The sequence below is a fragment of the Paenibacillus pinisoli genome, assembly GCF_003605435.1.
In the GTDB taxonomy this organism is placed as follows: Bacteria; Bacillota; Bacilli; order Paenibacillales; family Paenibacillaceae; genus Pristimantibacillus; species Pristimantibacillus pinisoli.
In genome coordinates this window covers 50657-75845 of the sequence record NZ_QXQB01000006.1, presented here as the reverse complement: position 1 = coordinate 75845, position 25189 = coordinate 50657, and the positions used below count along the sequence as shown (strand labels likewise).

Below are 25189 nucleotides of genomic sequence, written 5' to 3'. Positions count from 1 at the left end.
TAGGGGGGAGAATTCAGATTGTAGGGGGTGAAAATTCACCTATTGTCCCCGATCGCGGAAGTGGGAAGGCGTCTCTCCCGTGTACCGCTTGAACATCCGGTTGAAGTGCTTCATATCCTCATACCCTACACGCTTGGCGATTTCGCTTACTTTGGCCGGCGTTTCCCTAAGCAGTCTGATTGCCCACTCGATACGGGCCTCGGTGACGAACTCAATATAGTTTTTCCCTGTTTCCCGCTTAAACAACTCGCTGAAATAATTGGGATTCATGTGAACAAATGCCGCCACTTGCGACAAGGTCAGGCTTTGATCCAAATGCTCGCGGATATAAGCAATAGTCTTCGCAATTGCTGAATTCCGGTCGCCGGACAATTCATCATATTGGCTCATAATCGAAGAGAGAATGCCGCTCATTACTTCCGCGGGCCGTCTCGCCAGCTCATTCAGATCAAGGCTCTCCAGCTGCTGCAGCTCCTTGGCCGACTGCCCGACCGATGCGGCAGCCCGCTCCAGCCAGCGAAAGCCTGCGACGAGAAAGGAATGAAGGTAGGATTTCATGGAGCCGGGCGTTGCTTCAGGATCATGCTTCACAGCAGACAGCGTCTGCTCAATCCAGGCAGCTAGCCGTTCCCGGTCCCGCGACCGAAGCACAGCCGTCAGCCCTTCCTCTTCTTCCTGAGAGCAGACGGTTCGCATGCCCTTGCGGTTTTTGATATCGTCATAGCGGATCAGCTTGGAATCGCCCGCGAGAAAGCGGAATGCAGTCGCTTGCTCCGCAGCCCGCAGCGCCCCGCGCAAATCCTTGACGCTCGCTACCGTGTACCCCGAAGTTGCAAACAGACGGCAATTGAGAATGCGCTCCGCCTGCTCGACCGACGCCTTCACCATACGCATGGCGCCTGGCTTATTGGAGCGGAAAATAAACAGCCAGCCGCCATTCCAATCGAGAATGACGCAATCCAGCGTTTGTCTCAGCTTGTCCCCTAATTCTCCCAGAGCCTTCTCCGCTTCTGCACTCACAGCCACATAAGATTCGGAGGTGGCCAGCCACAGCTCTAGGGATTCCCACTCCGATGCCATCCGCAGCTCCGGATAATACATTAGGATATTCTCGACCTCCTGATCGGAGATCGGCGTTTCTCCCGCCAGCATTCGCTCCAGCAGCTTGGAGCGGAATGCAGTCTGATGAGCCTCCGCCGCCCGCTTCTCCATAATGCGCTTCTGGGCGCGCATTGCTGCCGCCATAATATCGCCAGGCCTGCTTGTCTTCAGCAAATAATCGCTGATCCCTTCCCTCATTGCCTGCTGGGCGTAAGCGAATTCCTCATACCCGGAGAGGATAACGATCTCCGTATCCGGATAATCCTGCTTCACTTCGCGGGCAAGGTCCAGTCCCGTCTTTCCTGTCATTCGGATGTCCGTCATAATAATATCGGGTCTCTCCAGCGGGATGCGCATCAGAGCTTCCTCTGCCGATGCAGCCGGTCTCAGCAAGATGAAGCCATTCTCCTCCCACTTGATCACAGTGCTAAGGCCTTCCCGTATAATGATCTCGTCGTCTATGATCAACAGCTTCACTCTTGCCTCTCCTCCCCTTGGACACGGCCGCTATGAACCGTTTGTTCCCGTTCCTTGCGATATTCCTGCTCCCGTTCTTGTTCAAGCAGCGTTGAGGTAGTCGGAATCGTGAAGGTTACCTTCGTTCCCCGCCCTTCCTCGCTCTCAATCTTCAGTCCGGCCTCCAAGCCATAATGAAGCATGAGCCTGCTATGGACATTGCGCAGCCCGTAGCTGCCGCCCTTGCCGATCTTCTCATCGGATTCCAATCGGCTTGCGATGCGATCCTGCAGCTCCTCTACCCGTTCGGCCGACATGCCGATGCCGTCATCCTCCACGATAAAGGTCATCATCTCGTCATTCTCCATCGCGCGCACGGATATGCGGCCAAGTCCGTCCCGCTTCAGAATGCCATGAATCATCGCATTCTCGATCAGCGGCTGCAGCAGCAGCTTCAGCATGCGCTTCTCCAGCAGCTCCGAAGGGATATCCGATTCATACTGGAACTTGTCCGGGTATCGGATGGATTGAATATTGACATAATTATCGATATGCGAAATTTCCTGATTCACCGTGCAATATTCTTGGCCGCTATTCAAGCTGAAGCGCAGGAAGTCGCTTAAGGATCCGACCATATCGGCGATTCGTCCTTCGCCCTTCATCAAAGCCATCCAGTGAACCGAGGATAGCGTATTGTAGAGAAAATGCGGATTGATCTGGGCCTGAAGCGCCAGCATATCCGCTTCCTTCTTCAGCGACTCGTTCTTCTTGACCTCATCCGTCAAATTCTCGATTCGCGAGCTCATCCGGTTATAGCTGATAATGAGCTGGCCTACCTCATCAATCGTCGTCACCGGAAGCGTAGGCAGAGGCTCGTCCGGACTCGATTTCTTCAAAAACTTCGCCAGCGTCGAGAGCGGCTTTGTCACCTTTTGAATAAGGAACAATACGAATGCGATAACAAACAGCATGGCGATGCTGACCGCAACCGCCGTTAAGGTGAGGAAATACTGGTTCTGCGACTTATACGCCTGAGCCGGAATAATGCCTACGATCCGCCAGCTCACATTCTCCATGTCATAGTGGAGAACCGTCTTCTTGTCCACACCCGAGCCGTATTCCATCCAGCTGCTCGTCGACTTGAAGCTTTTGATGCCCGGGTAATAAGTCTCCAGCAGCTCATTCTTCACGAATCCATCAGGTCCGGCCAGAATCCGGTTGCTGCTGTCGAGCAGCAAAACAACGCCACCGCCTTCTAGACCAGCCTGCTTCAAATGATCGGAGATGACATTTTGCAATAAGCTTATTTTGAGCATGCCCAAACTAGAATATCTGGATGTGCTGCGAATCGGACGCGACATGGTAATGACGTCCCTGGTTCCTTCCGACGATGTCGTCTGAAGATGTACCGGCGACCACCACTTGGAATATTCCGTATAATAATTCGGGAATTCCGCCGTGATATCCGTCCAGCCCGACTCGGTTACGGATTTCGAAGCAATCGCTGGCCTGTCGGACTCGGGCTCCACAATGGCATTGGCGATATAAGGCTTCGACACCGCCATCGTCATCAGCAGCGCCGCAACCTTCCTGCCCAGCTGCACATCCGTCTCCGGCAAGCGCAAATAATTTTGAACATCCTCATGTCCCAAAATATAGAGCGATAAAAACTCCGCATCCCGCACCATGTTGTCCAGGTAGGCTCCGAGCAGCGTCAACGAGTTCATGCCCGAGTTGATAGCCTTCTCCTCTGTCAGCTTCTCCGCGATGGAATAGGAGAACAATCCCAGCGATAGCACCGGCACCAGTACCGAAATAATAATTAACAATGAAAGCTTATGCTTTAGCGATCTTCCGAGCCAATTGTCCATCGTGATCCCCCGCCGCTTCTCTAAGTAGGTCTATGTCATATCGAGTGACATTATAATAATGTAGTATTCTATCATAGCTTCAAATCCCGCGTAACCTTTGGCCTCCTGCATCTAACACTGAATTCATCGACATGAAAGCGTTGCCAAGATGAGATGCTGAACTCCATCTATTCGTTTAGCCCGGTAAAGCATATCCCTATTGTCTCCTTCTGCTCTACGTTTTTCAATAGCTAACGATATCCATCCCCATCCTGATTCATTGCAAAAAAAGACCTCCCGCTCAGAGAGATCTTTCACAAATGTTTCGCTTGCTGTCAACTTGTGCGGCCGGCGGTTAATCCAGCATGCGCATAAATTCATCCACATCCCGGTTAGCCTTCAGCTGGTTGCACTCATAGCAGGCGCATACACAATTGGCAGGTGTCGTATGCCCGCCCTTCGCCCGGGGCAGCTCATGGTCAATCGTATCGCCGTAATTCCCGCAGAAACGGCAGGTATAATTGTCCCGGGTCAGGATGAGCTGGCGAAACTCCTTATTGCTGTACAGCCTGCGAATGGTCGTCCGGTTGACCACGACCGCCGCTCCTTCCCGTACCAGAATCTGCGCAAGCTCGGGCTCAATCTCCTGGTACCAGCGCCTGCCGTTATCGGTTTTTCCCCGCATGCGAATAAAGCCCTGTGCGGTCGGCCGAAGGAACGAGGCGTCTGTCGGACTTTGCTTCTCCCGCTTGGGCGGCGCAGGAAGGGACTCCGGTTGTACAGCCGCCGCCGCTTGGCGCTTCTGCGCCGCACCTGTCCGACGTCTCTTTCGAGGACGCTTCTTGCGCGCAGGCTGCACGGCCTCCGCTTGAGCCGCGGCAGGAGAAGCCGTCGCAGGCTGAACTGCCGCCTCATCAACAGCGGCAGCAGCTGCGAGGCTGCTGTCTGCCGCCCTTCTTGCGGCTGCAGGAGCCAGGTGTGCAGCTTTGCCGCCGCTCCGGCAAGCCCGGCAGGTGCCCCGGCGTCCGTGTCTGCCGGGTCTTCGGCCCGTCCTGCGGAGAAACTCGCTGAGCGGCTTCATGCTGCCGCAGACGCTGCAACGTTTTTCATTCAATTGTGCATGCGAATCCGTATCTAGTGTCGTCATGCCCTCAGTATATCATGATGCGCCTTCAAGTCGAAATGTTTCCTTTAGGGAATAACGGCAGCCCGAGCTGCCCATCCTCATACTGACTAGACATAGGTTCTAGCATCCCTGTTGCGACCGAACTTATAAATGGCAAGCATGGAGAACATAGCTGCGAATGCAAGCAGCGTCAGCACGTTCATCGTTAAATCAGCAGCTGCAGCGCCCTGCTGCAGCTTGCTTACCGTATCCAGCAGCCAGCGCTGCGGCAGGAAATCTGCGATCGTGCGCATCGCTTGAGGCATCCCATCAATCGGGAACATGCAGCCGGCTAACAGGCATGAAGTAATAATCAATGAATTCTGCATCGCGCTTGCCGCCATGGAATTGCTTGCGAAAGCGACGATAACCAGTGACAAAGCAACGGCGACCCAAGCGAATATGAGCAGGACGGCAACCAGCTGCCAGAGCGGGAGGCCAGGCTTAATGCCAAAGCCGGCAATCATCACAACCAGCATAATCGCCATTTGCACCAGGAGCACAAGCATATTCACGGTCACATTGGACGCTACGTAAGCTTTGGCCGAGACGGGAGAAGCCAGCACTCTGAAGTAGGTCCGGTTCTCCTTCTCCTTGATCATGAACGCCGACAGATTCACGGCCGAAAACATCATAAAGATGATCAGGTAGCCGATTGCCCGGTTGGCCATATCCCGCTGAGCCGATGTATCCGCCACATCTTCCGTCAGCAGCCCGAATTCCGCCGCCTTGTACTTGGCATAGACGGCATCGAAACTCTCTCCGCCACTCTGAGCCGTCCTGCCGATAGCCATCAGATTGCCGATGTAGGGATCCAGATAAGACCGGATGTAAGATGCCGCCATCGAACCTTCAAGTGCGACCAGCTCTATGGGAAACTCCTCCTTGCCTCCTTTAACCCATGCGGAGAAGCCGCTTGGGAGGATAGCTGCCGCATCCAGTTCTCCAGCCAGAACAAGCTCGCGCGCCTCCTCCTCCTGAACGTCACTCCATTCCACATTACGGATGCTATCCAGAAAATGAACGACATCCGATGCAACCGCTTGTTCGCCATCCTGATTCACTATGCCAATCCGCACCGACACATCGCCTTGCCCGCTATAGATGAGAAAAGCAAGACCAATGCCGATGACTGGCGTGAGCAAATACAGCAGCAAGCTCTTGTAGCTTCTCAACATGGCTAGGGTCGTTCTCTGAATCAACCATATCGTATCTCTCATGGCTACAACCCTTCCCTTCTTCTCATCATGACAGCGGATATAAGGAGCATCGCCGCGGCGACTCCAAGGTTAAGCGCTGACGCGGTTATAGCTGCGCCAGTCTCGCCGCCGTAAATAAGGTCCATCAATGCTTCATTGGACCAAGTAAGCGGCGAATAGGGAGCCAGCATGCTGACGAAATCCCCGTTATCTTCAATGCGGTAATAAGAACCGCCGAAGAAGCAAGCCAACTGGATGATCGTCATAATGACAATGCCTGAAGCCTTGCCTTTGACAATATAGCTGATTCCAAGACCCAGGCTTAGCGCAAAAGCGATCTCCGAAAGCAGCACGAGCCAGACCATAGGTAGATTGTCGCCCCAATTCGCGTCGTACATATATTTGCTGATCAGCATAATCATTGCGATAAATCCGGCATTGAGCACCATCGTGCCTACAATCTTGCCCACAAAGATCTCGCCCTTGGATATCGGAGAGGCTAACAAGCGAATGGCCGTATTGCGCGTTCTCTCGCTGTCAATCAGATTTCCTGCCGTTGCAGCGCTGTATAATATGATCATCGTTGTAACCGCAACGGCAAAATAGTCCATTGCTGCCGGCATGTGCGAGCCTTTAAGCCGGGTCTCCTTCACATAGCTCCCTGGTACCATGCTCTCCAGTTCCGGCTCAGCCCCGGCAATACTCAGCTTATAGCGATCAGCAAATGCCGACAGGATACCGCTAACCATGCTGTTCTCTATACTGCTCCGGCTATTGCCATAATAGTGAAAGCCAGATGGATTCAGTGCTGCATATCCGGAGTAGCTGCCGTCTCGCACCCCTTCCATCGCTTCCGCATCGCTACCCTCGAACTTCTCGAAGACCATGTTCTCTGTACCGGATTGGCGCAGCCACAACTCCCAATCCGCACCGATCGAGCCATCCTCGCTATGATCCGAATAGAGGACCCGAATATCCCCGACCGCAACGCTGCCGTTAAAGGCGCTGGACAACAGCGAGCCCATGATCAGCATGAGCAGCACAGGCGTAGCCAGCATGAATACAAGCATCTTCACATCGCGAAACATCATTAACTCCTTGACTGCTATACGCCATATGTTCATGGATCGTCCCTCCCCTCCCGCAATTGCAGTTATGAATCCCGCAAGCTTCTGCCCGTCAGCGTCAGAAATACCGTCTCCAGGCTCGGCTGGCTTTCCTCTACCGATCGAATCTCAATGTCCGCAGCCATCAGCCCCTGAATAATGCGATTTAGAATGTTTACTTCCGCATCAGTGCTGATGCTCACGCTATTCTGCTCGTCATTGACGGTGACAGTCCGTACACCGGCAATCTCACTCAGCTTTCTTGTATCGAGACCCGTGGCAGAGCGGACGTCGATGCGGATTTCTTTTTGATCGGTAATGATGGATTTAAGCTGTGCCTTTGTTCCCTCCGCGATGACTTTGCCGTGGTCGAGAATCGCGATTCGGGTACACAGCTCCTCGACTTCCTCCATGTAGTGGCTTGTGTAGATGATGGTGCTGCCCATCTCGTTCAGCTTCCGCACCGAATTCAGAATGTAATTGCGGGAATGGGGATCGATGCCTACCGTCGGCTCATCCATGATGATCAGCTTCGGACGATGGGCAATCGCACAGGCAATGTTCAATCTTCGCTTCATGCCGCCGGAGAAATCTCTCGGGTAGCTGCGATGCTTGTCGCTCAAGCCTGTGAACGCCAGCGCCTCCTCCGCTCTGCGCTTCAACTCCGGGCCCCTTAGTCCGTATAGTCCGGCAAAAAAACGAACATTCTCATAAGCGGTCATATCCTCATAAATCGCCAATTCCTGCGGCACGATGCCGATATTGGACTTCGCGAACTTGCCGTTTTTAGCGATGTTTTTGCCCAGCAGCTCGATCTCGCCTTTCGTAATCGGAATGAGCGAAGCAATCATATTGATCGTTGTGCTTTTCCCCGCTCCATTCGCGCCTAGCAGACCGAAAATTTCACCCTCTTGAACTGCAAGCGTCAATTGATCGACTGCAGCGAATTCCCCGTATTTTTTGGTCAGCTTTTTCAATTGCAATACGTTCATCGCTTATCCTCCCGCTTCATTTTCAACCTACGTTCATCATATAAAAAAGGGATGAACCTGCGAAGTGCACAAGTTCATCCTTTATCCATGAGAATCTTCATGGTCTGCACATGAACCATTCATGCGCTGGCTAGGGGAATAAGCATCGTGACGGCAAAGCCCTTGGACCCGTCAACGATCACTTTGCCGCCTACGGCTGCTGTCCGCTCCTCCATGCCGATCATTCCAAGCCCTTTGATCACCTTAGACGCGCCCGTGCCATTATCGCTTACGCTTGCTTTGATCATTGTATGGAGCACTTGGATATGAATCGATACGGCCGTGGCTTCGGCATACTTGACTGTATTCGTCAGCGCTTCGGTTACATTCTGCTGAATGATGTGCCAGTGAAGCGGCTCAATCCGATCAAGATTCCCCTCATAGGTCAACTGAGTCTCCATCTCATGCGTCGCGGCGAATTCATCCGCGAGCAATCTCATCCGATTAATGCCGAGCTGCTCCTTGAGCGGCTTCATGCTCTTGAGCACCTGACGAATCTGCTCAATACCCTCCTTAGATATATGTATGGCATTCTGGAGCAATTCCGCCGAGCGGGCCGCATCTGTCGCATACAGACGCTTAGCAGCCTCCATCTGAATCAGCGCCCCGGTCATGGAGTGGCCGATTCGGTCATGAATTTCCTGCGAAAGCCGGTTGCGTTCCTCCAGCTTGAACATATACTCCGATTGCCTCCGGTGCTCCATGCTCTCATGAAGCTGCTTCTTCAGCCGGTATTGCTCCTCACGCATCGCTTCCAGCGTGCTTCGGTAAGCCTTGCTCTTGTCGGTGTAAGCTGAGAGAACCGTGAGAAATAGATAGCTTATAGAAGCAGTCAAGCCATAGCTGGCATACAGCTCCTTTGGAAGCAGCAGAATCGGAGCCATCATCAAAAGCAGAATAGGCGCAGGATGCCGCAGCAGAGGTCCGGCAAGGCGGTGCAGGTTCACGGGAATCAGCAGCGCCAGCATCGGATTCAGTTCATAGGATAGGGTGATGATGAACAGGATGGACGCTGCGGCGCCTGCACGCTGCAGCGTTGCAGAACGCATAATATGAGAGAAGAGCTCCATGCTGATATACAACAAAATGGCAGCCGTATACCAGTTGGTTAGCCCGCTCTCGGATACGTAGACGGAACCCGTCACATAGAGCAGCATGACAAGCTTGAATATGATCGACCAGTTCTCCGGCCGTATCTCGCGCTCCCTCACTTATTTGCCCTCGCCTGTCAAATAATAAATGGCAATCTGCGTTCGATGCTCCAGCCCCGTCTTGCTTAAGATGGAGGTGATATGGTTAGCTGCGGTACCTTCCGATATGTACAGCTGCCTGGCAATCTCCTTATTGGACAAGCCCTTCGCAATAAGCGCCATAATATCCAGCTCTCTTGGCGTGAACAAGGCTTTGTCGATTTTCTCTCCTGCCCCCGGCGCCTTCTCTTGCTCTCTTGCCGTCATTAAACCGGATGCCAGCTTGTTCAGCACGACATCCTGCAATACATGATGACCATTGTGCACGGTGCGAATCGCATCCCGGATCCGTTCGGGATCGTTATTTTTCAACAGATAACCCTTCGCGCCATTACGAATGGCGTCCTGGATAAACTGGTCATCGTCAAAGGTCGTTAAGATCAGCACCTTGGTCCCTGTACGCTCGGCGATCAGCTTGGTTGCCTCCACTCCGCTCATGACCGGCATCTGTACGTCCAGCAGCGCCACATCCACATCATGAGACTCGCAGTAGCTAACGGCTTCCCGGCCATTCTCCACCGTAGTGACCACCTCGAATTCCTCAAATGTCGTTAATATAATTTTCATGCCTTCTCTTACAAAGGAATTATCATCCGCGATCAACACTTTCATTTTCATCCTGCTTCACGCTCCCGTTCGACGATCCTAAGCCTGCTCACAGCTTATCGCACCCTCTTGTGTTTTGTAAATAATCGGAACACCCTGTTGGACAATGAAATGCTGCTGAGCCGCATCGTCGTAAAACAACAAAAAAACTCCCGACACATAGCCGGAAGTTTCTCATGAATATTATTGTTTGATGCGAAGCTCGCCATCATAGGAAGCGATAATGCCATACAGCTCCGGACGGCGGTCGCGGAAGATGCCCCACTCGATGCGCTGCGTCTCCAGCTGGTCCAGATCAAACTCCGCTACCAGCACCGTCTCCTCGCTGCGGCCCGCTTCAGCAACCTTATTGCCTTGCGGTCCTGCGATAAAGGACGAGCCGTAGAACGTAATGCTGGAATCCTCATCGGACTCCAAGCCGATGCGGTTCGACGCAACGACCGGCACCAGATTGGATGCCGCGTGGCCGAGCATGCACATCTGCCAATGATCCTTGGAATCAATCGATCCGTCCTGAGGCTCGGAACCGATTGCTGTCGGGTAGAAGAGAATCTCGGCGCCCATCAACGCCATGCAGCGCGCAGCTTCCGGATACCATTGATCCCAGCATACGCCGATGCCGATTTTGCCATAACGGGTATTCCATACTTTGAATCCTGTGTCGCCAGGATTGAAGTAGAACTTCTCTTCATAGCCCGGACCGTCCGGAATATGGCTCTTGCGGTATTTGCCCAGCACTTCGCCGTCGGCGTCGATCACAGCCAGCGAATTGTAGCGCGCGTTGTTCTTCTTCTCATAGAAGCTGATCGGAAGCACAACCTGCAATTCCTTTGCTACTTTGCGGAAGTGATTGATTGCCGCATTCTCCTCCAGCTCTGTCGCATAGACGTAATAGTCCGCCTTCTCCTTCTGGCAGAAATACGGCGTCTCGAACAGCTCCTGAAGCAGGATGATCTGCGCGCCTTGCTTGGCCGCCTCGCGCACCAATGCATCCGCCTTGCGGATGTTGTCGTCTCTATCGGTAGAGCAGCTCATTTGGGTAGCCGCTACTTTTACTTTTCTCATCGTGTTGCCTCCTCTTCCCATTATTACGCTTATCTCCGGCCAGCCGGCATCTGTTGCGTCGTGCAGTGAACATTGCCGCCTTCCGCGATAATGGCCATGCCATTCACCTTGCGGATCCTGCGTTCAGGGAACGCTGCGGCAAGAATCTCCTCCGCCTTGCGGTCCGTCTCTTCGGCTGCGCCGCCGAACACGGGCAAGATAATGCCATCATTCACAAAATAGAAGTTCAAGTAGCTCAGCGTCAGACGCTGGCCTTCGAATTCCCGGTATGGCGGCTGTGGAATCTCAATGATCTCCAGCTTGCGCCCCTTCGCATCAACAGCATCGCGGAGAATTTGGAGATTCTCCTGTGTAATCGCATAGTTCGCATCCGACGGATCGTCGCATACTTGAATAATGACTTTGCCCGGCGCTGCGAAGCAAGCGATATTGTCGACATGACCGTCCGTCTCGTCGCCGTCCAGACCGCGATTCAGCCAGATGATCGTGTCCACATTCACGAATTCCTTCACTTGGGCTTCAATCTGCTCGCGCGTCAACTCCGGATTGCGATTCTCATTCAGCAAGCATTCCTCTGTCGTCAGAAGAGTGCCTTCTCCATCGGCATGAATCGATCCGCCCTCCATTACAAGCAGCGCATCGAACTGGCGAACCCCGACATGCTTCAGCACTTGCGGCGCTACCGCATCATCCAGGTCCCATGGCGAATACTTGCCGCCCCAAGCGTTGAAGCCCCAATTCACGCCGGCAAGCTCATCCTGCTCATTCAGCAAGAAGGTTGGGCCATTGTCGCGGAACCAGGCGTCATTGTGCCCGATCGGCAGCAGCTCCACGTTGTCATTGCCCGTAAAGCGGGCGCCTACGCGCTCCAGGTCATCCGGGTTAACAATAACCGTAACCGGCTCGAATTCGGCAATTGCCGTTATAATCTCGGCGTATCCCGCCGTTACTTCCTCGTAATTCTCAGGGTATACCATCGAATCTTGAACAGGCCAGGACATAAAGGTTCTCTCGTGTTTTGCCCATTCAGCAGGCATTCTATATTTCAAATCTCTAGGATTCATCTTATCCTCCATTATCATATCCATAATAGGCATGAACGGGACAACCCCCGATTCACCTACCTATCATATAACAAAAAAACGCCTGTAACAATGGATGATAACGGGCAAATTTCACCCCCGTCAACTCCAAACAAAACCAACTAATTCTCCTCTTTGACGGAGCCCTCTGCCAGCATCTGATCGATAAATTGCTGCGCGGCAACCGGTATGGCAAGCTGCTTCATTCGCACGATGCCGAACTCGATCCGCGGAATCTGTTCCTTGAGCTTTACCTCGAACAAACTGCCTTCATCCAGCTCTTTTGTTACGAACTCCCGAACCACATAGGAGATGCCCAGATTCGCTTGAGCAAAGCCGATGAGCAGTTGCAAGCTTCCGATCTCATACTTTGGTTCAAATGTCACGCCATACGAGGCCATCAACCGGTTCATCGCTTGGCGCGATGTCATATGGGGCGGGAACACAACGAGCGGGTACTCCGCTAGCTCTTTCATAGACACAGGAGCCTCTGACAGATGCTTGTACTTCTCCCCCGCCACAAAACAATCCTGAATCGATAATAAGCTCGTCGTCATTAGCGACTCATCTTCTATAGGCAGACGAACGATGCAGAAGTCGATCTTCCCTTCCTTGAGCAGCTTCAGACAACCCAGAGTGGATCCATGAACAACCTTGATCTCAATCGTCGGGTACTCCCGGTGAAACCGTTCCATATGAGGCAGCAGCACATATTGGATGACCGATATGCTGGCAGCGATGCGCACCTCTCCTCCGCCCATCTTCGCCACCTCGTCAAGCTTGCTCTCTGCTGACATGATAAGCTCGTAGGCTTGCTCAATATAGGCAAATAATGTGCTGCCTTCGCTCGTCAGCGACACGCCACGCGGCGTGCGGTGGAACAAATTCGTATGGAGCGAGTCCTCCAACTGTTTGATGGCCAGGCTGGCGCTGGGCTGAGCCATATGAAGCTCTTGTGCGGCCTTGGATATGCTGCCGGCTTTCGCCGTGTAATAGAATACACGGTACAACTCCAAATTCACCATAGCTATAAACCTCCGTTATAACTGCTATATCTATTATCAATTATCACTATATCATAGGAACAGGTTATGATAAGACCCAGATTATACAAAAATTTCTGGTTGAAGGAGGATACGCACGCCCATGACACGTTACACCTTATTTGCCATGTTCGCCATGACCTCATTCCGCATGCATAGTGTTTATCGAAGCAATACCGTCATTCTAGCACTAGGCTCCTTCTTGAGGCTGTTCGTCCTCCTGAGCGTATGGCAGGGCTTATTCCGGGGGAAAGAGGAAATCGGCGGAATCACCTATGAGGACATGATGCTATTCGTGCTCATCAATCTGCTGGTTGGCACGCTGACTTACTCCCGCATCGGCTCAACAATCGGCGACCGGGTAGTCAGCGGCACGATCAGTACAGATCTGATCAAGCCCGTCTCCTTCAAGTCGTATATGATCGCCGACCAGTGGGGTGAGAATCTGTTCCGCTTTCTCTTCAGTGCAGTGCCAGCCTGCGCCATCTATTTCATTTTCATGAGCGTTCCGTCGATTGCCGCGGAACCTGCACGAATTGCGCTTTTTCTCATCAGCGTTACTTGCGGCATCGTCATCATCTACCATATCCACTACTTGCTGGGCCTTACGAGCTTCTGGACAGGCAATGCCTACTATATCGACTGGTTCATGAAAGCCTTCTATGAGCTGTTCGCCGGCACATTCGTTCCATTATGGTTCTACCCGCAGTGGCTGCTGCAGATTGGCGCTTTCCTGCCCTTCCGGCTCGTCACATTCGAGCCCATCGCCATATTGGCAGGCAAGACGGGGCTTCAGGAAGCGCTTGGCATTCTTGCCCTGCAAGTCTTCTGGATTCTCTTCCTGCTGCTGATTGAGAGATGGGTATGGTCGAGGGCTCAGCACAAAATATTCGTACAAGGAGGTTAGCCATGGATTACGCATCGCTGTATTGGACCTTCATCCGCATCAATATCAAGGCCAAAACCGAATACCGCGCAGCCTTCCTGCTCACCTTTCTGTCGCGGGGTATCGTATGGAGCACCGAATTCGCTTTGATCTGGGTGCTGCTCTACAAATTCCAATCTATTGCCGGCTGGGGGCAGTATGAAGTGATGTTCCTATACGCTCTCAATCTGACCTCTTATTCGCTGGCTGCATTTTTCTGCTTCCATCCGTTCACGAAGCTTCCAGCCAAGATTCAGTCCGGGGAGTTCGACGAGCTGCTGACGAAGCCGATGAATCCGCTGCTTTATCTGATGAGCCGAGAATTCACCGCATCCTATTTCTCCAATGTCGCTTTCGGCATGCTGTTCATCGGCATCTGCATCTCTCAGCTGAAGCTATCGCTCAGCGCATGGGATTTCTTCTTCCTCTTCATCACGCTTGTTGGAGGCACGCTAATTCAGGCTGCAGCCTTCATCTATACCGCTATCCCTTCATTCTGGATGGTGCGGAATACAAGCATTGCACAGCTGCTTCTGTTTGATTTCAAAGATTTCATCCGCTATCCGGTCTCAATCTATCCGGCATCGATTCAGATTGTGCTGACTCTCATTGTGCCTTATGCCTTCATCAACTTTTATCCGGCGCAATATTTCTTGGGCAAACAGGATTTCTTGATGTTCCATCCCCTATTCCAATATCTCACCCTTGCAGTTGGCTCGGTCCTATTCGCTGGCGCGCTGTTGTTATGGAACTGGGGCATCAAGCAATATCACAGCACAGGTTCATAAAAAAGGAGTTGTACCCCATGATCGAAGTACATGACGTGTCGAAGAGTTATAGAGTGAACCGTCCCCGCAGGGAAGGATGGCTTGCTGCCGTCCAATCGCTGTATGCCCGAGCCTATGACTGGAAGACGGCTGTCTCCGGCCTTAATTTTCATATTACAGAGGGGGAGCTCGTCGGCTTCATCGGACCGAACGGCGCCGGCAAATCCACTACCGTCAAGATGCTCTCCGGCGTGCTGACCCCTACCTCCGGCCGCATTATTACGAATGGCATTGAGCCAAGCCGGGACCGCAAGCATAACGCTATGCATATCGGCGTCGTCTTCGGCCAGCGCTCCCAGCTGTATTGGGACTTGCCTATGGATGATACATTCCGTCTATTCCAGCGTATGTACCGAATTGACCCTGCGGTCTTCCGCCGCAATGTGGATTTTATGGTGGAGCTGCTTGAAATGAAGGGCTTCTACCGGACACCAATCAGACAGCTAAGTCTCGGACAGAAAATGCGCGCTAATCTGGCTGCCGCACTTCTTCACGATCCTCGTATTCTGTATCTGGACGAGCCGACTATCGGTCTTGATGTCATTGCGAAGACCAATATCAGGCGGTTCCTGAAGGAACTGAATGCGGAGAAAAAAACAACGGTTATTCTGACAACGCATGACATGGATGATATTGAAGAGGTTTGCGAACGCCTCATGATGATCGACGACGGTCAAATCATCTATGACGGGGGCCTTCAGGCGTTCAACAGCCAATTCGGCGGAGGCACAATGCTGGAGGTGGAGTACAAAGGCTGTAACGCTCCTTTGGATGATCCTCGACTCCAAGTAGTCGCGCATACAGGCAACAATGTGACGTATCAATTTGATCGAACCGATATATCGCTTGGAGAAGCCGTCAGCCTGGTGTCTCGACGGCATGAACTTCGTGATCTAAGACTTAGGGAACCAGAGCTGGAGAAAACGATTGGAATGATCTATACCAAAAATAAAAGGCAGCGGGAATTGAAATAGGCCACTGCCGAAATAAACCAATCCAACATTTTTATAATATACGGTGCCTGACCGCCAGCGCTTGTGCTGTGAAGACTGCATGCCGCTCCCGCATAACCCGCTCTGTGTCAGGGTCAAGTCCCCAGCCTGAGAGCTGGGAAGCAGGCCGCAGCGCAGCGCATAAATCCCAATAAGGTAGGCTCTCGTAAGCCAGTTGCGGCATCTCTTGGCGATATTGCTCCGTGAAGGCTTCCATCGCTGCTTCTCCGTATGCCCAGAGCAGCTCCATTCTGGCGTTGCCGACATCCGACAGCGGATCGCCCCAAGCCGCATCCTCCCAGTCCATAACAGCGGCAAGCTCACCCTCCTTCCAAAGCACATTGCCCGGCCAATAGTCGCCGTGCAGGAGAGTCCCCTCATTCAGGCGCAAGCTTGGCCAAGCCATCATTAATGCCTCTCGAATCGGCCCTTCGCTTAACGAATCGTCGAGTTGGCCCGGTCTGCTTGCGAGCTTCCCCGATACGACCTTATGCATATCCGCCAGGAAGGGGAGCTCTGTATGGCTAATCCTCACTTGGTGAATCGCAGCAAGCTGGCTTGCCAGCTGCCGGGCTTTATACACCGATTGTTGCGGCTGCAGCTCCACCTGCCCCTCTACATAAGCCGCTACAATATATGGACTTGGAAGGATAGCACAAGATGCATCGTACAGCATCGGCTGGGCCACGCTGATTCCATTCTGCTTCAGCAGGCGCAGCAGCTCGAATTCATGCCCGGCAATGTCCGCGTCTCTGCTCAGATCCGCCGCTCCGTGCTGGCGAACCACATAACGATTTATTTCCCCTTGGCTTGAAGCAACCTCTATATAGGTAGTCACAGCCGAGATGCCGCCTGCAAGTCTTCGGCAATCCCGAAGCTCTCCGCCTGTGTTCAGCTTTTTTGCAATTTGCGCAAAAGGCTCGTGGTCATAAGCTTGTTCATTAGTCATGATGGCCTCGCTTTCCGGCTGTGGTGCAGTTGCCTTTCATTTGTTCCCTGCTTTATATTATACTTTGCATGAAGCTGAATATAGGAGATGAACTTCCGATGTCAATGAAACAAGAGCTGCTTACCCGGTTTTTCACATATGTAAAGGTTGATACGCAGTCCAATGAAAATAACGAAGAGTGCCCGTCCACTCCAGGCCAATTGACGCTTGGCCGCATGCTGGTCGAGGAACTGAAGGCGATTGGCATGAGCGACGTGACCGTTGACGCCAACGGATACGTGATGGCTACGCTGCCTGCCAACACGGACAAAGACGTCAAAACGATCGGCTTTATGGCCCATCTCGATACGGCGACGGATATGACTGGCGCAGGTGTCAATCCGCAGGTAGTCGAGAACTATGATGGCGGAGATATTGTGTTAAATGAAGCGCAGCATATTATTCTGTCGCCGAAGGAATTTCCTGAGCTGCCAAGCTATAAAGGTCATACGCTCGTTACGACTGACGGCACCACGCTGCTCGGCGCCGATGACAAGGCAGGCATGACGGAGATTATGACCGCCATGGCTTATCTCATCGCCCATCCGGAGATTAAGCACGGCAACATCCGCGTTGCTTTTACACCGGATGAAGAAATTGGCCGCGGCGCGCATCGCTTCGATGTAGAAGCGTTCGGAGCAGCTTATGCCTATACGATGGACGGCGGTCCGCTCGGCGAGCTTCAATACGAGAGCTTCAACGCGGCAGGAGCCAAGATCACTATTCAAGGCAAAAACGTCCATCCCGGAACAGCAAAAAACAAAATGATCAACGCGATCAAAATCGCCATTGAATTGAACAGCAAGCTTCCGGCAAGCGAAGCGCCTGAGCATACGGAAGGCTACGAAGGTTTCTTCCATCTGATGGCGCTGGAAGGCGATGTGGAGCATGCGTCGCTCAGATATATTATTCGCGACCATGACCGCAATCTCTTCAATGGCCGCAAAGAGCGCCTGGCTGCCGTCGTCGAAGAGCTGAAAGCGAAGTATGGCGCTGACCGCATTCAACTGGAGATGAAGGACCAATACTACAACATGGGCGAGAAGATCGAGCCTGTGAAAGAAGTCGTCGACATTGCGCACGAAGCGATGGTCAACCTTGGCATCACTCCGATCGTCGAGCCGATCCGCGGCGGCACAGACGGCTCCCAGCTGTCCTTCAAAGGGCTGCCTACGCCGAATATTTTTACCGGCGGCATGAACTACCACGGCCGTTACGAATACGTCTCAATCGACCATATGGAGCTGGCTGTCAAGACGATCGTCGAGATTGTACGCTTGTACGAAGAGAAAGCCTAATAACAGGATTAGCTGAAATGAAAAGATCGCCTTGCATGGCCGTTTGGCTTTGCTGGCGATCTTTTTGATGCAACTATTCCAGACCTGCCTTCCGGTATACCCTCTCCGGCCTGCCGACTGTGCCATAAGAGATATCTGCCGCCAGCACGCCCTTCTCGACGAAATATTCCAGATACCTGCGCGCCGTCGTACGGCTGAAGCCGCCGTGCTTGCCCAGCTCCTCCGCGGTCCAGACGCCATCCGCCGATTCAAGGTATGCCATAATTTTCTCGCTTGTAATCTTATCGATGCCCTTTGGCAAATACGCATCCTTATGATCGGAACGCTCTCCCGTCCCCCATAACAGCTGATCCACACATTGCTGATCCATCTGCGCATCGGATTCCTCATATTGTCTGAGCTGTCCGTAATACTTGCGATAGGCCTTCAGCTTTTCCTGGAATCGCTCGAATACGACCGGCTTGATCATGAAGTCGAATACGCCGCCCCGTATGGCCTCACGCACCGTATCGAACTCCTTGGCCGCCGTAATGATCATCACATCGGTATGCGGACAGCTTCTCTGGATATGCTGCAGCAAATCCAGGCCAGACATATCGGGAAAGTACAAATCCAGCAGCACCAAGTCCGGCATCAGAATATCAAGCTGTTCATGCGCCTGTGCTTTATCGGTCGCAATGCCGACTACCTCGAAGCCTTCCACTTTCTCCACAAAACGCTGATTGATGCTTGCGATTCGCACATCGTCCTCAATGATGACGACCCGTATCATAACTATCCCTCCTCGCCTTCGGAATGGTGACAGTGAATACCGCGCCCCCTTCTTCTGCATTGCGGTATGCGATCGTTCCGTTCAACTGCTGTACGGCTCCATGCACAATAGACAGGCCAAATCCCCGGTTGCTCTCCCCTTTCGTCGAATAGCCTACCTCGAACAATCGGCCCTCGCTGCTTGCAGGAATGCCTCCGCCGCTATCCGCCACCTCGATTTGAAGCTCCTCTCCCTTGTCGCTGAGCCATACACTAACCCATCTGTCCTCGGCAACTGTTAACGCTTGAGCCGCTTCCATTGCATTGTCAATCAAGTTGCCGATAATGGCGACCAGCAGGTTGCGGCTCACAGCTTCCGGAATATCCTTGAATGTGCTCCCCCTGTTAATGTCGAGCCTCACCTTTAGTTCGCTCGCCCGGTTAAATTTGCCGATGAGAATGCCTCCGATGATAGGATCGGGAATTTCCTGAAGGAGGAACTGAATCAGATTCTGGTGAACATCCGTCTCATGCGTAATGAGATCCATCGCTTCCTGGTAGGACTCCAATTGAATAAGGCCATAGATCGTATATAGCTTATTCGAATATTCATGCGTCTGGGCGCGCAGCGCCTCCGTATACTTCTTCACCTGCGTCAGCTCATCAGTCAATCTCAGCAGCTCTGACTTATTGCGGAAGCTCGATACCGCCCCGACGATGCGATGCTCATGGTCATAAATCGGCAGACGGTTCGCAACGACGATATGGTCATTAATGATCATCTCCTGATCCTTCTCCGCTTCCCCGGACTGTATCACCTCAAGGAGTCTCGTATCCGGGATGACATCCCGAATATGCCTTCCCGTGATCGTCGTCTCTGCCGAAGAATCGATCATGATCGTCGCCGTATGATTGGCGAGCGTAACGATTCCTTCCCGGTTAATCGCGATAATCCCTTCATGAATTGTCTCTAGAATCGCCCTCTTCTCCTGGTAGAGAAGCCCGATCTCCTTGGGCTCCAGACCGTGAATCAGCCTCTTCACGCTGGATGCGATCCATATCGCACCTCCGCAGCCCGCTATTAAAGCGAGCGCGGCAAAGAAGAGCACCCGATTGCGATAAGACTGAGCAGACTCTTCAATATCCTTCATCAAAATACCGACCGATACGATGCCGATGATTTCGTCCCGATCGTTATAGATCGGCGTCTTGCCGCGCAGCGACGGGCCCATAGAGCCGACAGCCTTCGAGATGATGCTCATGCCTTGCAGCACCGGACCGTTGTCGCCGCCCACCATCTCCTGCCCGATCCGGTCGGGTACAGGATGGGCATAGCGGATGCCGTCGCGATTGCCGATCACGATATATTCCGCATCGGTCTCCAGCCGAATCTCTTCTACGACCGGCTGAATAATAGCTGACGGATTCTCCGTCTCAAAGGCTTCCTGGATAACGTCCATCTCGGCGACCGCCTTGGCCAGCTTAAGCGCCGAAGCGCCAATATTCTTCTCCAGTGTATCCACTAGCAGACGCTCAAAGCTGAAGGTCAAGGCAACAATGGTAGAGAACAGCAGGATGCCGATCAGCAGAATCAGCCTTGTTTGTAACCGCATACATTTACCTCCATGCTTGCAAGCTGCGCTTCGAGCTTTGATTTCCTTATTGTATGCTACATCGTGCCCTCGAACAAAGTCCAAACAGTTGGAATTCCCGTAAATTTTATGAACAAAATTATCGAAATGAACCTTTTTCAACTTATAACGCAATTCTATTCAAGCGCAAAGCACGGTGATAGTATGAAGTCACTCCGATTAGTAAGCGCTTACAGAAGGCGCTTCTCGGGACCTTATAAGGGGGAAACTATCTATGATGTTGAAACGGAATGGCTTGAAAACAATAGCAGCAGCGCTCGTACTCGCCGTCAGTTTAACCGCTTGCAGCACCGCCGGGGGCAACGGCGGCGGAGATTATCCGAAGAAGCCTTTTATCGTAACGGCTCCTTCAGGCGCCGGCGGCGGATGGGATAAGACAGCCCGCTCTCTGACCAAGGTGCTGTCCGAGACCAAGCTCATTGAGCAGACGATGACCGTTGAGAACAAGCCGGGCGGCGGCGGCACAGTATTCCTCGGGGAGTACGTAGCCAAAGACAGCAAGGACCCCTACAAGCTGTTCGTCAGCTCGCCGCCGATTCTCATCAATAACCTGAAGAAGGAAGGCAACAGCCCGTACGGGTATAAGGATGTCACACCGCTAGCCCAGATTACGAAGGATTTCGGCGCCATCGCGGTGGCAGCCGGCTCCAAGTACAACGATCTTCAATCGCTGATTGACGCGATTAAAGCCGATCCCAAGTCCGTAACGCTAGCTGGCGGCTCCGCCCCGGGCTCTATGGACCACCTGATCAGCGTGCTGCCGGCCTTCAAGTCCGGCATCGATCCGAAGACCGTCAAGTATTTGTCCTATGACGGGGGAGGCGAAGCGATCGCCGCGCTGCTGGGCAAAAACGCCGACGCCATCGGCACGGACATCTCATCGCTGGGCAGCTATCTGAAAGCGGGCAAAATTAAAATTCTGGCCGTAACGTCAAGCGAACGTCTCGGCGGCGATTTTAAGGATGTGCCTACGATGAAGGAGCTTGGCCTGGACGCGGAATTCAACATTTGGCGCGGGGTATTCGGACCGAAGGAGATGACCGGGGAGCAGGTTGCTTTCTGGGACAAGAAGCTGAAGGAACTGTCCGAGAATCAAGTCTGGCAGAAGGAGCTTGTGGCGAATGACTGGGCCAGCGAATACCGTAATGCCGCCGACTTCAAGACATTCCTCGAGCAACAGGAAAAAGACGTGCAAGATCTGCTGACCGCGCTGGGCATGCAGAAATAACTTCAACTCGCTATATCAGCGCACGAATTTGAAGGAAAGGGGGATGATTTTCGGTGTTCTCCCTTCTTCTTCCCTACAGGAGGCATCCCCTATGAACAGAACCTTCGACCGCTATGCCAGCATCGTATTCCTGCTTCTCGGCATCGGCTTTATGTGGCAGAGCGCAAGCATCAGCGCCACCTCATACGGAAGCACTGTCGGGCCTAATATATTCCCCTTCGGACTGGGTCTCGTCTTAGTTCTGCTAAGCATCCGTCTCTTCTACGAAGTCATGAAAACCAAGCCGAACGAGCAAAAAAAGGCCCAGCTGGATTATAAGCGATTTTTTATCATCTTTATTACAGCGTTTCTCTATGCCTACTTCCTGGAATTCATCGGCTATATAATCGGCACCTTCGTCTTTCTGCTCGTGGCGTTCCAGACCATTGAGAGAGGCAAGTGGCTCAAATCGATTCTGATTGCCGGACTATTCTCTATTAGCGTCTATGTCATCTTTGTCGTCTTGCTGGAAGGCTCCATGCCGGGCTTCCCGTCTTGGCTATCATGAGCATGGGAGGAATCTGAATGAACGTACTGGATTATTTGGCGGACGGCTTCATGACCGCCTTGCAGTGGCATAATATTCTCTTTGCTTTTTTCGGCGTGCTGATCGGCACATCCGTCGGTGTCCTGCCGGGCATCGGTCCCATGAGCGGCGTCGCTCTGCTGATTCCGGTCACCGCTTCGATGACAAGCGGATTGCCGCCTGAGGCGGCAGCGACCAGCTCCATAATTCTGCTTGCAGGCGTGTATTATGGCGCTATGTATGGCGGCTCCACTACTTCAATCTTGCTCAATACGCCAGGCGAATCGTCCTCCGTCGTCACGACGCTTGACGGCTACCAGATGGCCAAGCAAGGCAGAGCAGGCGCAGCCCTGTCCATTGCCGCCATCGGCTCGTTCGTCGCCGGCCTTTTTGCCCTCGTAGCCTTGATTGCTCTGGCGCAGCCATTGTCGAGCGTCGCTATCAATTTCGGTCCGGCAGATTACTTCTCGCTAATGCTGCTGGGACTATGCGCTGTAAGCGGCCTTGCCGGCAAGTCCATTACAAAAGCGCTCATAATGACCGTATTCGGACTGCTGCTCGCTACCATCGGCATGGATACCGTATCCGGCGTGGCGCGCTTCACGTTCGGCATTCCGCTGCTGTATTCCGGCCTTGAATTTCTCACTATTGCTGTCGGCCTCTTCGCGCTAGGGGAAGTGTTCAAGACCATTCTGGAGAAGGATTACAGCTCGGGAGGCATCGCCAAGATCGGCCGCGTCCTGCCTAGCCGCCAGGACTTGAAGGATAGCGCCGCTCCCATCACGCGCGGCTCTATTCTGGGATTCTTTATCGGCATTCTGCCAGGCGCAGGAGCGACGCTTGCTTCGTTCTTCAGCTATATTGTGGAGAAGAAAGTCAGCAAGAAGCCTGAGACCTTCGGCAAAGGCAATATCGCCGGCGTCGCAGCGCCCGAATCTGCCAACAACGCGGCATCCGGCGGAGCGATGATTCCTCTGCTTACGCTCGGCATTCCGGGCTCTGGCACGACTGCCATTCTGATGGGCGCGCTCATCATGTACAACATTCAGCCGGGTCCGCTGCTCTTCGAAGAGCATCCGCAAGTTGCTTGGGGGCTAATTGCCAGCATGCTCATCGGCAACCTGCTCCTGCTCGTGCTTAACATGCCGCTGGTGAAAGTATTCGCCAAAGTCATTCAAACGCCGGCCAAATATCTCATTCCCATTATTATTGCGATCTCGGTATTCGGCGTCTACGCGGTGCAGGCCCAAGTCTTCGATCTTATTCTGTTGTTGGGCTGCGGCATCGCCGGCTTTCTGCTGGCCCGCAACGACTTCCCGCTTGCTCCGCTTGTGCTCGGCCTTGTATTGGGACCGATGATTGAGAACAACATGCGCCGGGCGCTGACAACATCGAATGGCGATTTCATGATCTTTTTGCAAAAGCCCATGTCGCTCGCGTTCTTGATCATTGCCGTACTATGGATTGCCGTGCCGATCCTTCTAAAGCGCAGAGGCAAGGAAGTTGTCGTGAACGAAGAAGGCTAACCGCTTGATCTACCCTAACGATACAGATCTAATGACATGCCAAGGAGGCAGCCATGAACACACCCAAATTAGGCGGTAAAAGCGTCATTGCCCGCATCGAAATGAATATCGGCGAAGCCAGCTTCGGCCAGGTAACGGCCGCCATCTTCGAGGCTGGCGGCGATATCGTCGCCATCGACGTCATACAGACCAGCAGCCAAATGACCATTCGCGATGTCACCATTACCGTCATCGACACTGTAGATATCGACATCATTACCGAGCGTATCCGCAGCATGCCGGGCATTCGCTTGCTCCATCTGTCGGACCGGACGTTCCTGCTGCATCTTGGCGGCAAGATCGAGACCAAGCTGAAGGCGCCGATTCAAAACCGCGACGACCTCTCCCGTGTCTACACCCCGGATGTCGCGCGCGTCTGCATGGCCATTCACGAGGAGCCGCGCAAAGCGTTCACGTTGACCGTGAAGCGCAATACAGTAGCGGTGATCTCCGATGGAAGCGCCGTTCTTGGCCTTGGCAATATTGGCCCATATGCGGCAATGCCCGTTATGGAGGGCAAGTCCATGCTGTTCAAGCAGCTGGCGGATGTCGACTCGTTCCCAATCTGTCTCGATACGCAAGATACGGAAGGCATTATTACCGCAATCAAAGCGATTGCCCCCGCATTCGGCGGCATTAATCTGGAGGATATCTCGTCGCCGCGCTGCTTCGAGATCGAGCAGCGGCTGCGCGAGGAGCTGGACATCCCTGTCTTCCATGACGATCAGCATGGCACGGCAGTTGTCCTGTATGCCGCGCTGATCAACGCGCTGAAGGTCGTCGGCAAATCTATCGAAGGCCTAAAGGTTGTCGTCTGCGGTATTGGCGCCGCCGGGGTCGCCTGCAGCAAAATCTTAATGTCCGCAGGCGTAAAAAACATCATCGGCGTAGACCGATGCGGCGCTCTTACGGCAGATGAGACCTACGACAATGAAATTTGGCAGTGGTATGCCGGCCATACGAATCCTGAGCGCAGGTCTGGCACGCTGGGCGATGTGCTCCAGGGAGCTGACGTCTTCATCGGCTTATCGGCAGGCGGACTGCTGAAGAGAGAAGACGTGCTCCGCATGGCAGATCGGCCAATCGTCTTCGCGATGGCTAATCCGACACCGGAGATTTTGCCGGAGGAAGTAGAAGATATAGCGGGCGTGATCGCGACAGGACGCTCCGATTATCCGAATCAGATCAACAATGTGCTGTGCTTCCCGGGCATATTCCGCGGCGCGCTGGACTGCCGGGCTACCACGATTAACGAAGAGATGAAGCTGGCCGCTTCGGAAGCGATCGCCTCTGCGGTCTCCGACAAGGAGCGGAGCAAGCACTACATCATTCCAAGCGTGTTCAATCAACACGTTGTAAGCGGCATCCGCGATCTGGTCATTCAAGCGGCAATTCGCACAGGCGTAGCCCGCAGAATTCCAAGAGAGTATCGTTAATCGTTGATG

General features: G+C 53.1%; 22 protein-coding genes. 8 read left to right on the top strand and 14 right to left on the bottom strand.

Going from position 1 to position 25189, the window contains the following annotated elements; translation table 11 throughout:
* Positions 1-39: 39 nt before the first annotated feature.
* The 11 genes from D3P09_RS23180 to D3P09_RS23130 form a co-directional block, all read right to left on the bottom strand.
* A complete protein-coding gene (locus tag D3P09_RS23180) occupies positions 40-1578 on the bottom strand; it encodes a response regulator transcription factor (protein ID WP_120113814.1) in 1539 nt (512 codons plus the stop codon).
* Positions 1575-3428: a cache domain-containing sensor histidine kinase gene (locus D3P09_RS23175; protein WP_120113813.1), complete on the bottom strand. Its 1854-nt coding sequence runs from the start codon at positions 3426-3428 to the stop codon at positions 1575-1577. The genes D3P09_RS23180 and D3P09_RS23175 overlap by 4 nt, the downstream gene beginning before the upstream one ends.
* A 334-nt stretch (positions 3429-3762) precedes the next feature.
* Positions 3763-4554: an HNH endonuclease gene (locus D3P09_RS23170; RefSeq protein WP_120113812.1), complete on the bottom strand. Its 792-nt coding sequence runs from the start codon at positions 4552-4554 to the stop codon at positions 3763-3765.
* 86 nt (positions 4555-4640) lie between these two features.
* Positions 4641-5792, bottom strand: coding sequence for an ABC transporter permease (locus D3P09_RS23165; RefSeq protein ID WP_120113811.1), 1152 nt, complete (start codon positions 5790-5792; stop codon positions 4641-4643).
* Between the two features lie 2 nt (positions 5793-5794).
* A complete protein-coding gene (locus D3P09_RS23160; RefSeq protein WP_120113810.1) occupies positions 5795-6895 on the bottom strand; it encodes an ABC transporter permease in 1101 nt (366 codons plus the stop codon).
* Positions 6896-6924: 29 nt separating this feature from the next.
* Positions 6925-7869, bottom strand: a complete 945-nt coding sequence (locus D3P09_RS23155) for an ABC transporter ATP-binding protein (protein WP_120113809.1) — start codon at positions 7867-7869, stop codon at positions 6925-6927.
* Positions 7870-7988: 119 nt separating this feature from the next.
* Positions 7989-9119: a sensor histidine kinase gene (locus tag D3P09_RS23150; protein WP_243644419.1), complete on the bottom strand. Its 1131-nt coding sequence runs from the start codon at positions 9117-9119 to the stop codon at positions 7989-7991.
* A complete protein-coding gene (locus D3P09_RS23145) occupies positions 9120-9776 on the bottom strand; it encodes a response regulator transcription factor (protein ID WP_120113808.1) in 657 nt (218 codons plus the stop codon).
* A gap of 171 nt (positions 9777-9947) precedes the next feature.
* Positions 9948-10829 (bottom strand): N-carbamoylputrescine amidase, encoded by an 882-nt coding sequence (gene aguB / locus D3P09_RS23140; protein ID WP_120113807.1) that lies wholly within the window; start codon positions 10827-10829, stop codon positions 9948-9950.
* A 29-nt stretch (positions 10830-10858) separates the two neighbouring features.
* Positions 10859-11893, bottom strand: coding sequence for an agmatine deiminase family protein (locus D3P09_RS23135; RefSeq protein WP_120113989.1), 1035 nt, complete (start codon positions 11891-11893; stop codon positions 10859-10861).
* A 140-nt stretch (positions 11894-12033) separates the two neighbouring features.
* The gene (locus D3P09_RS23130) at positions 12034-12936 is read right to left on the bottom strand and encodes a LysR family transcriptional regulator (protein ID WP_120113806.1); all 903 of its coding nucleotides are present in this window, start codon (positions 12934-12936) and stop codon (positions 12034-12036) included.
* Positions 12937-13057: 121 nt separating this feature from the next.
* Between D3P09_RS23130 and D3P09_RS23125 the strand changes: the two genes are divergently transcribed.
* Genes D3P09_RS23125 through D3P09_RS23115 form a run of 3 tightly spaced genes read left to right on the top strand, consistent with a single transcriptional unit; the run spans position 13058 to position 15680 of the window.
* A complete protein-coding gene (locus D3P09_RS23125) occupies positions 13058-13861 on the top strand; it encodes an ABC transporter permease (RefSeq protein WP_120113805.1) in 804 nt (267 codons plus the stop codon).
* Positions 13862-13863: 2 nt separating this feature from the next.
* On the top strand, positions 13864-14667 hold the full coding sequence (locus D3P09_RS23120; RefSeq protein ID WP_165867558.1) for an ABC transporter permease: 804 nt from the start codon (positions 13864-13866) through the stop codon (positions 14665-14667).
* A 17-nt stretch (positions 14668-14684) separates the two neighbouring features.
* Complete coding sequence (locus D3P09_RS23115) at positions 14685-15680, top strand: ABC transporter ATP-binding protein (RefSeq protein ID WP_165867557.1); 996 nt, start codon at positions 14685-14687, stop codon at positions 15678-15680.
* A 31-nt stretch (positions 15681-15711) separates the two neighbouring features.
* Here D3P09_RS23115 and D3P09_RS23110 read toward each other — a convergent pair whose 3' ends face one another.
* A complete protein-coding gene (locus D3P09_RS23110; protein ID WP_120113802.1) occupies positions 15712-16647 on the bottom strand; it encodes a phosphotransferase family protein in 936 nt (311 codons plus the stop codon).
* A gap of 104 nt (positions 16648-16751) precedes the next feature.
* Between D3P09_RS23110 and pepT the strand changes: the two genes are divergently transcribed.
* Positions 16752-17984, top strand: a complete 1233-nt coding sequence (pepT, locus tag D3P09_RS23105) for a peptidase T (protein ID WP_120113988.1) — start codon at positions 16752-16754, stop codon at positions 17982-17984.
* Positions 17985-18057: 73 nt separating this feature from the next.
* On the opposite strand, the gene D3P09_RS23100 is transcribed toward pepT, so the two are convergent.
* Both D3P09_RS23100 and D3P09_RS23095 read right to left on the bottom strand, forming a co-directional pair.
* Positions 18058-18756, bottom strand: a complete 699-nt coding sequence (locus D3P09_RS23100) for a response regulator (RefSeq protein WP_120113801.1) — start codon at positions 18754-18756, stop codon at positions 18058-18060.
* The gene (locus D3P09_RS23095; protein WP_120113800.1) at positions 18734-20347 is read right to left on the bottom strand and encodes an ATP-binding protein; all 1614 of its coding nucleotides are present in this window, start codon (positions 20345-20347) and stop codon (positions 18734-18736) included. Before D3P09_RS23095 ends, D3P09_RS23100 begins: the two co-directional genes overlap by 23 nt.
* Positions 20348-20603: 256 nt before the next feature.
* On the opposite strand from D3P09_RS23095, the gene D3P09_RS23090 reads away from it, so the two are divergent.
* The 4 genes from D3P09_RS23090 to D3P09_RS23075 all read left to right on the top strand — a co-directional run bounded on the left by D3P09_RS23090 (position 20604) and on the right by D3P09_RS23075 (position 25180).
* Positions 20604-21614 (top strand): Bug family tripartite tricarboxylate transporter substrate binding protein, encoded by a 1011-nt coding sequence (locus D3P09_RS23090; RefSeq protein ID WP_120113987.1) that lies wholly within the window; start codon positions 20604-20606, stop codon positions 21612-21614.
* Between the two features lie 91 nt (positions 21615-21705).
* Positions 21706-22161 carry a tripartite tricarboxylate transporter TctB family protein gene (locus tag D3P09_RS23085; RefSeq protein WP_120113799.1) on the top strand — a complete coding sequence of 152 codons (456 nt, stop codon included), beginning with the start codon at positions 21706-21708 and terminating at the stop codon, positions 22159-22161.
* Between the two features lie 17 nt (positions 22162-22178).
* Entirely contained in the window at positions 22179-23705 is a 1527-nt protein-coding gene (locus D3P09_RS23080; protein ID WP_120113798.1) for a tripartite tricarboxylate transporter permease, read from the top strand.
* A gap of 53 nt (positions 23706-23758) precedes the next feature.
* The gene (locus D3P09_RS23075; protein WP_120113797.1) at positions 23759-25180 is read left to right on the top strand and encodes an NAD-dependent malic enzyme; all 1422 of its coding nucleotides are present in this window, start codon (positions 23759-23761) and stop codon (positions 25178-25180) included.
* Positions 25181-25189 lie beyond the last annotated feature (9 nt).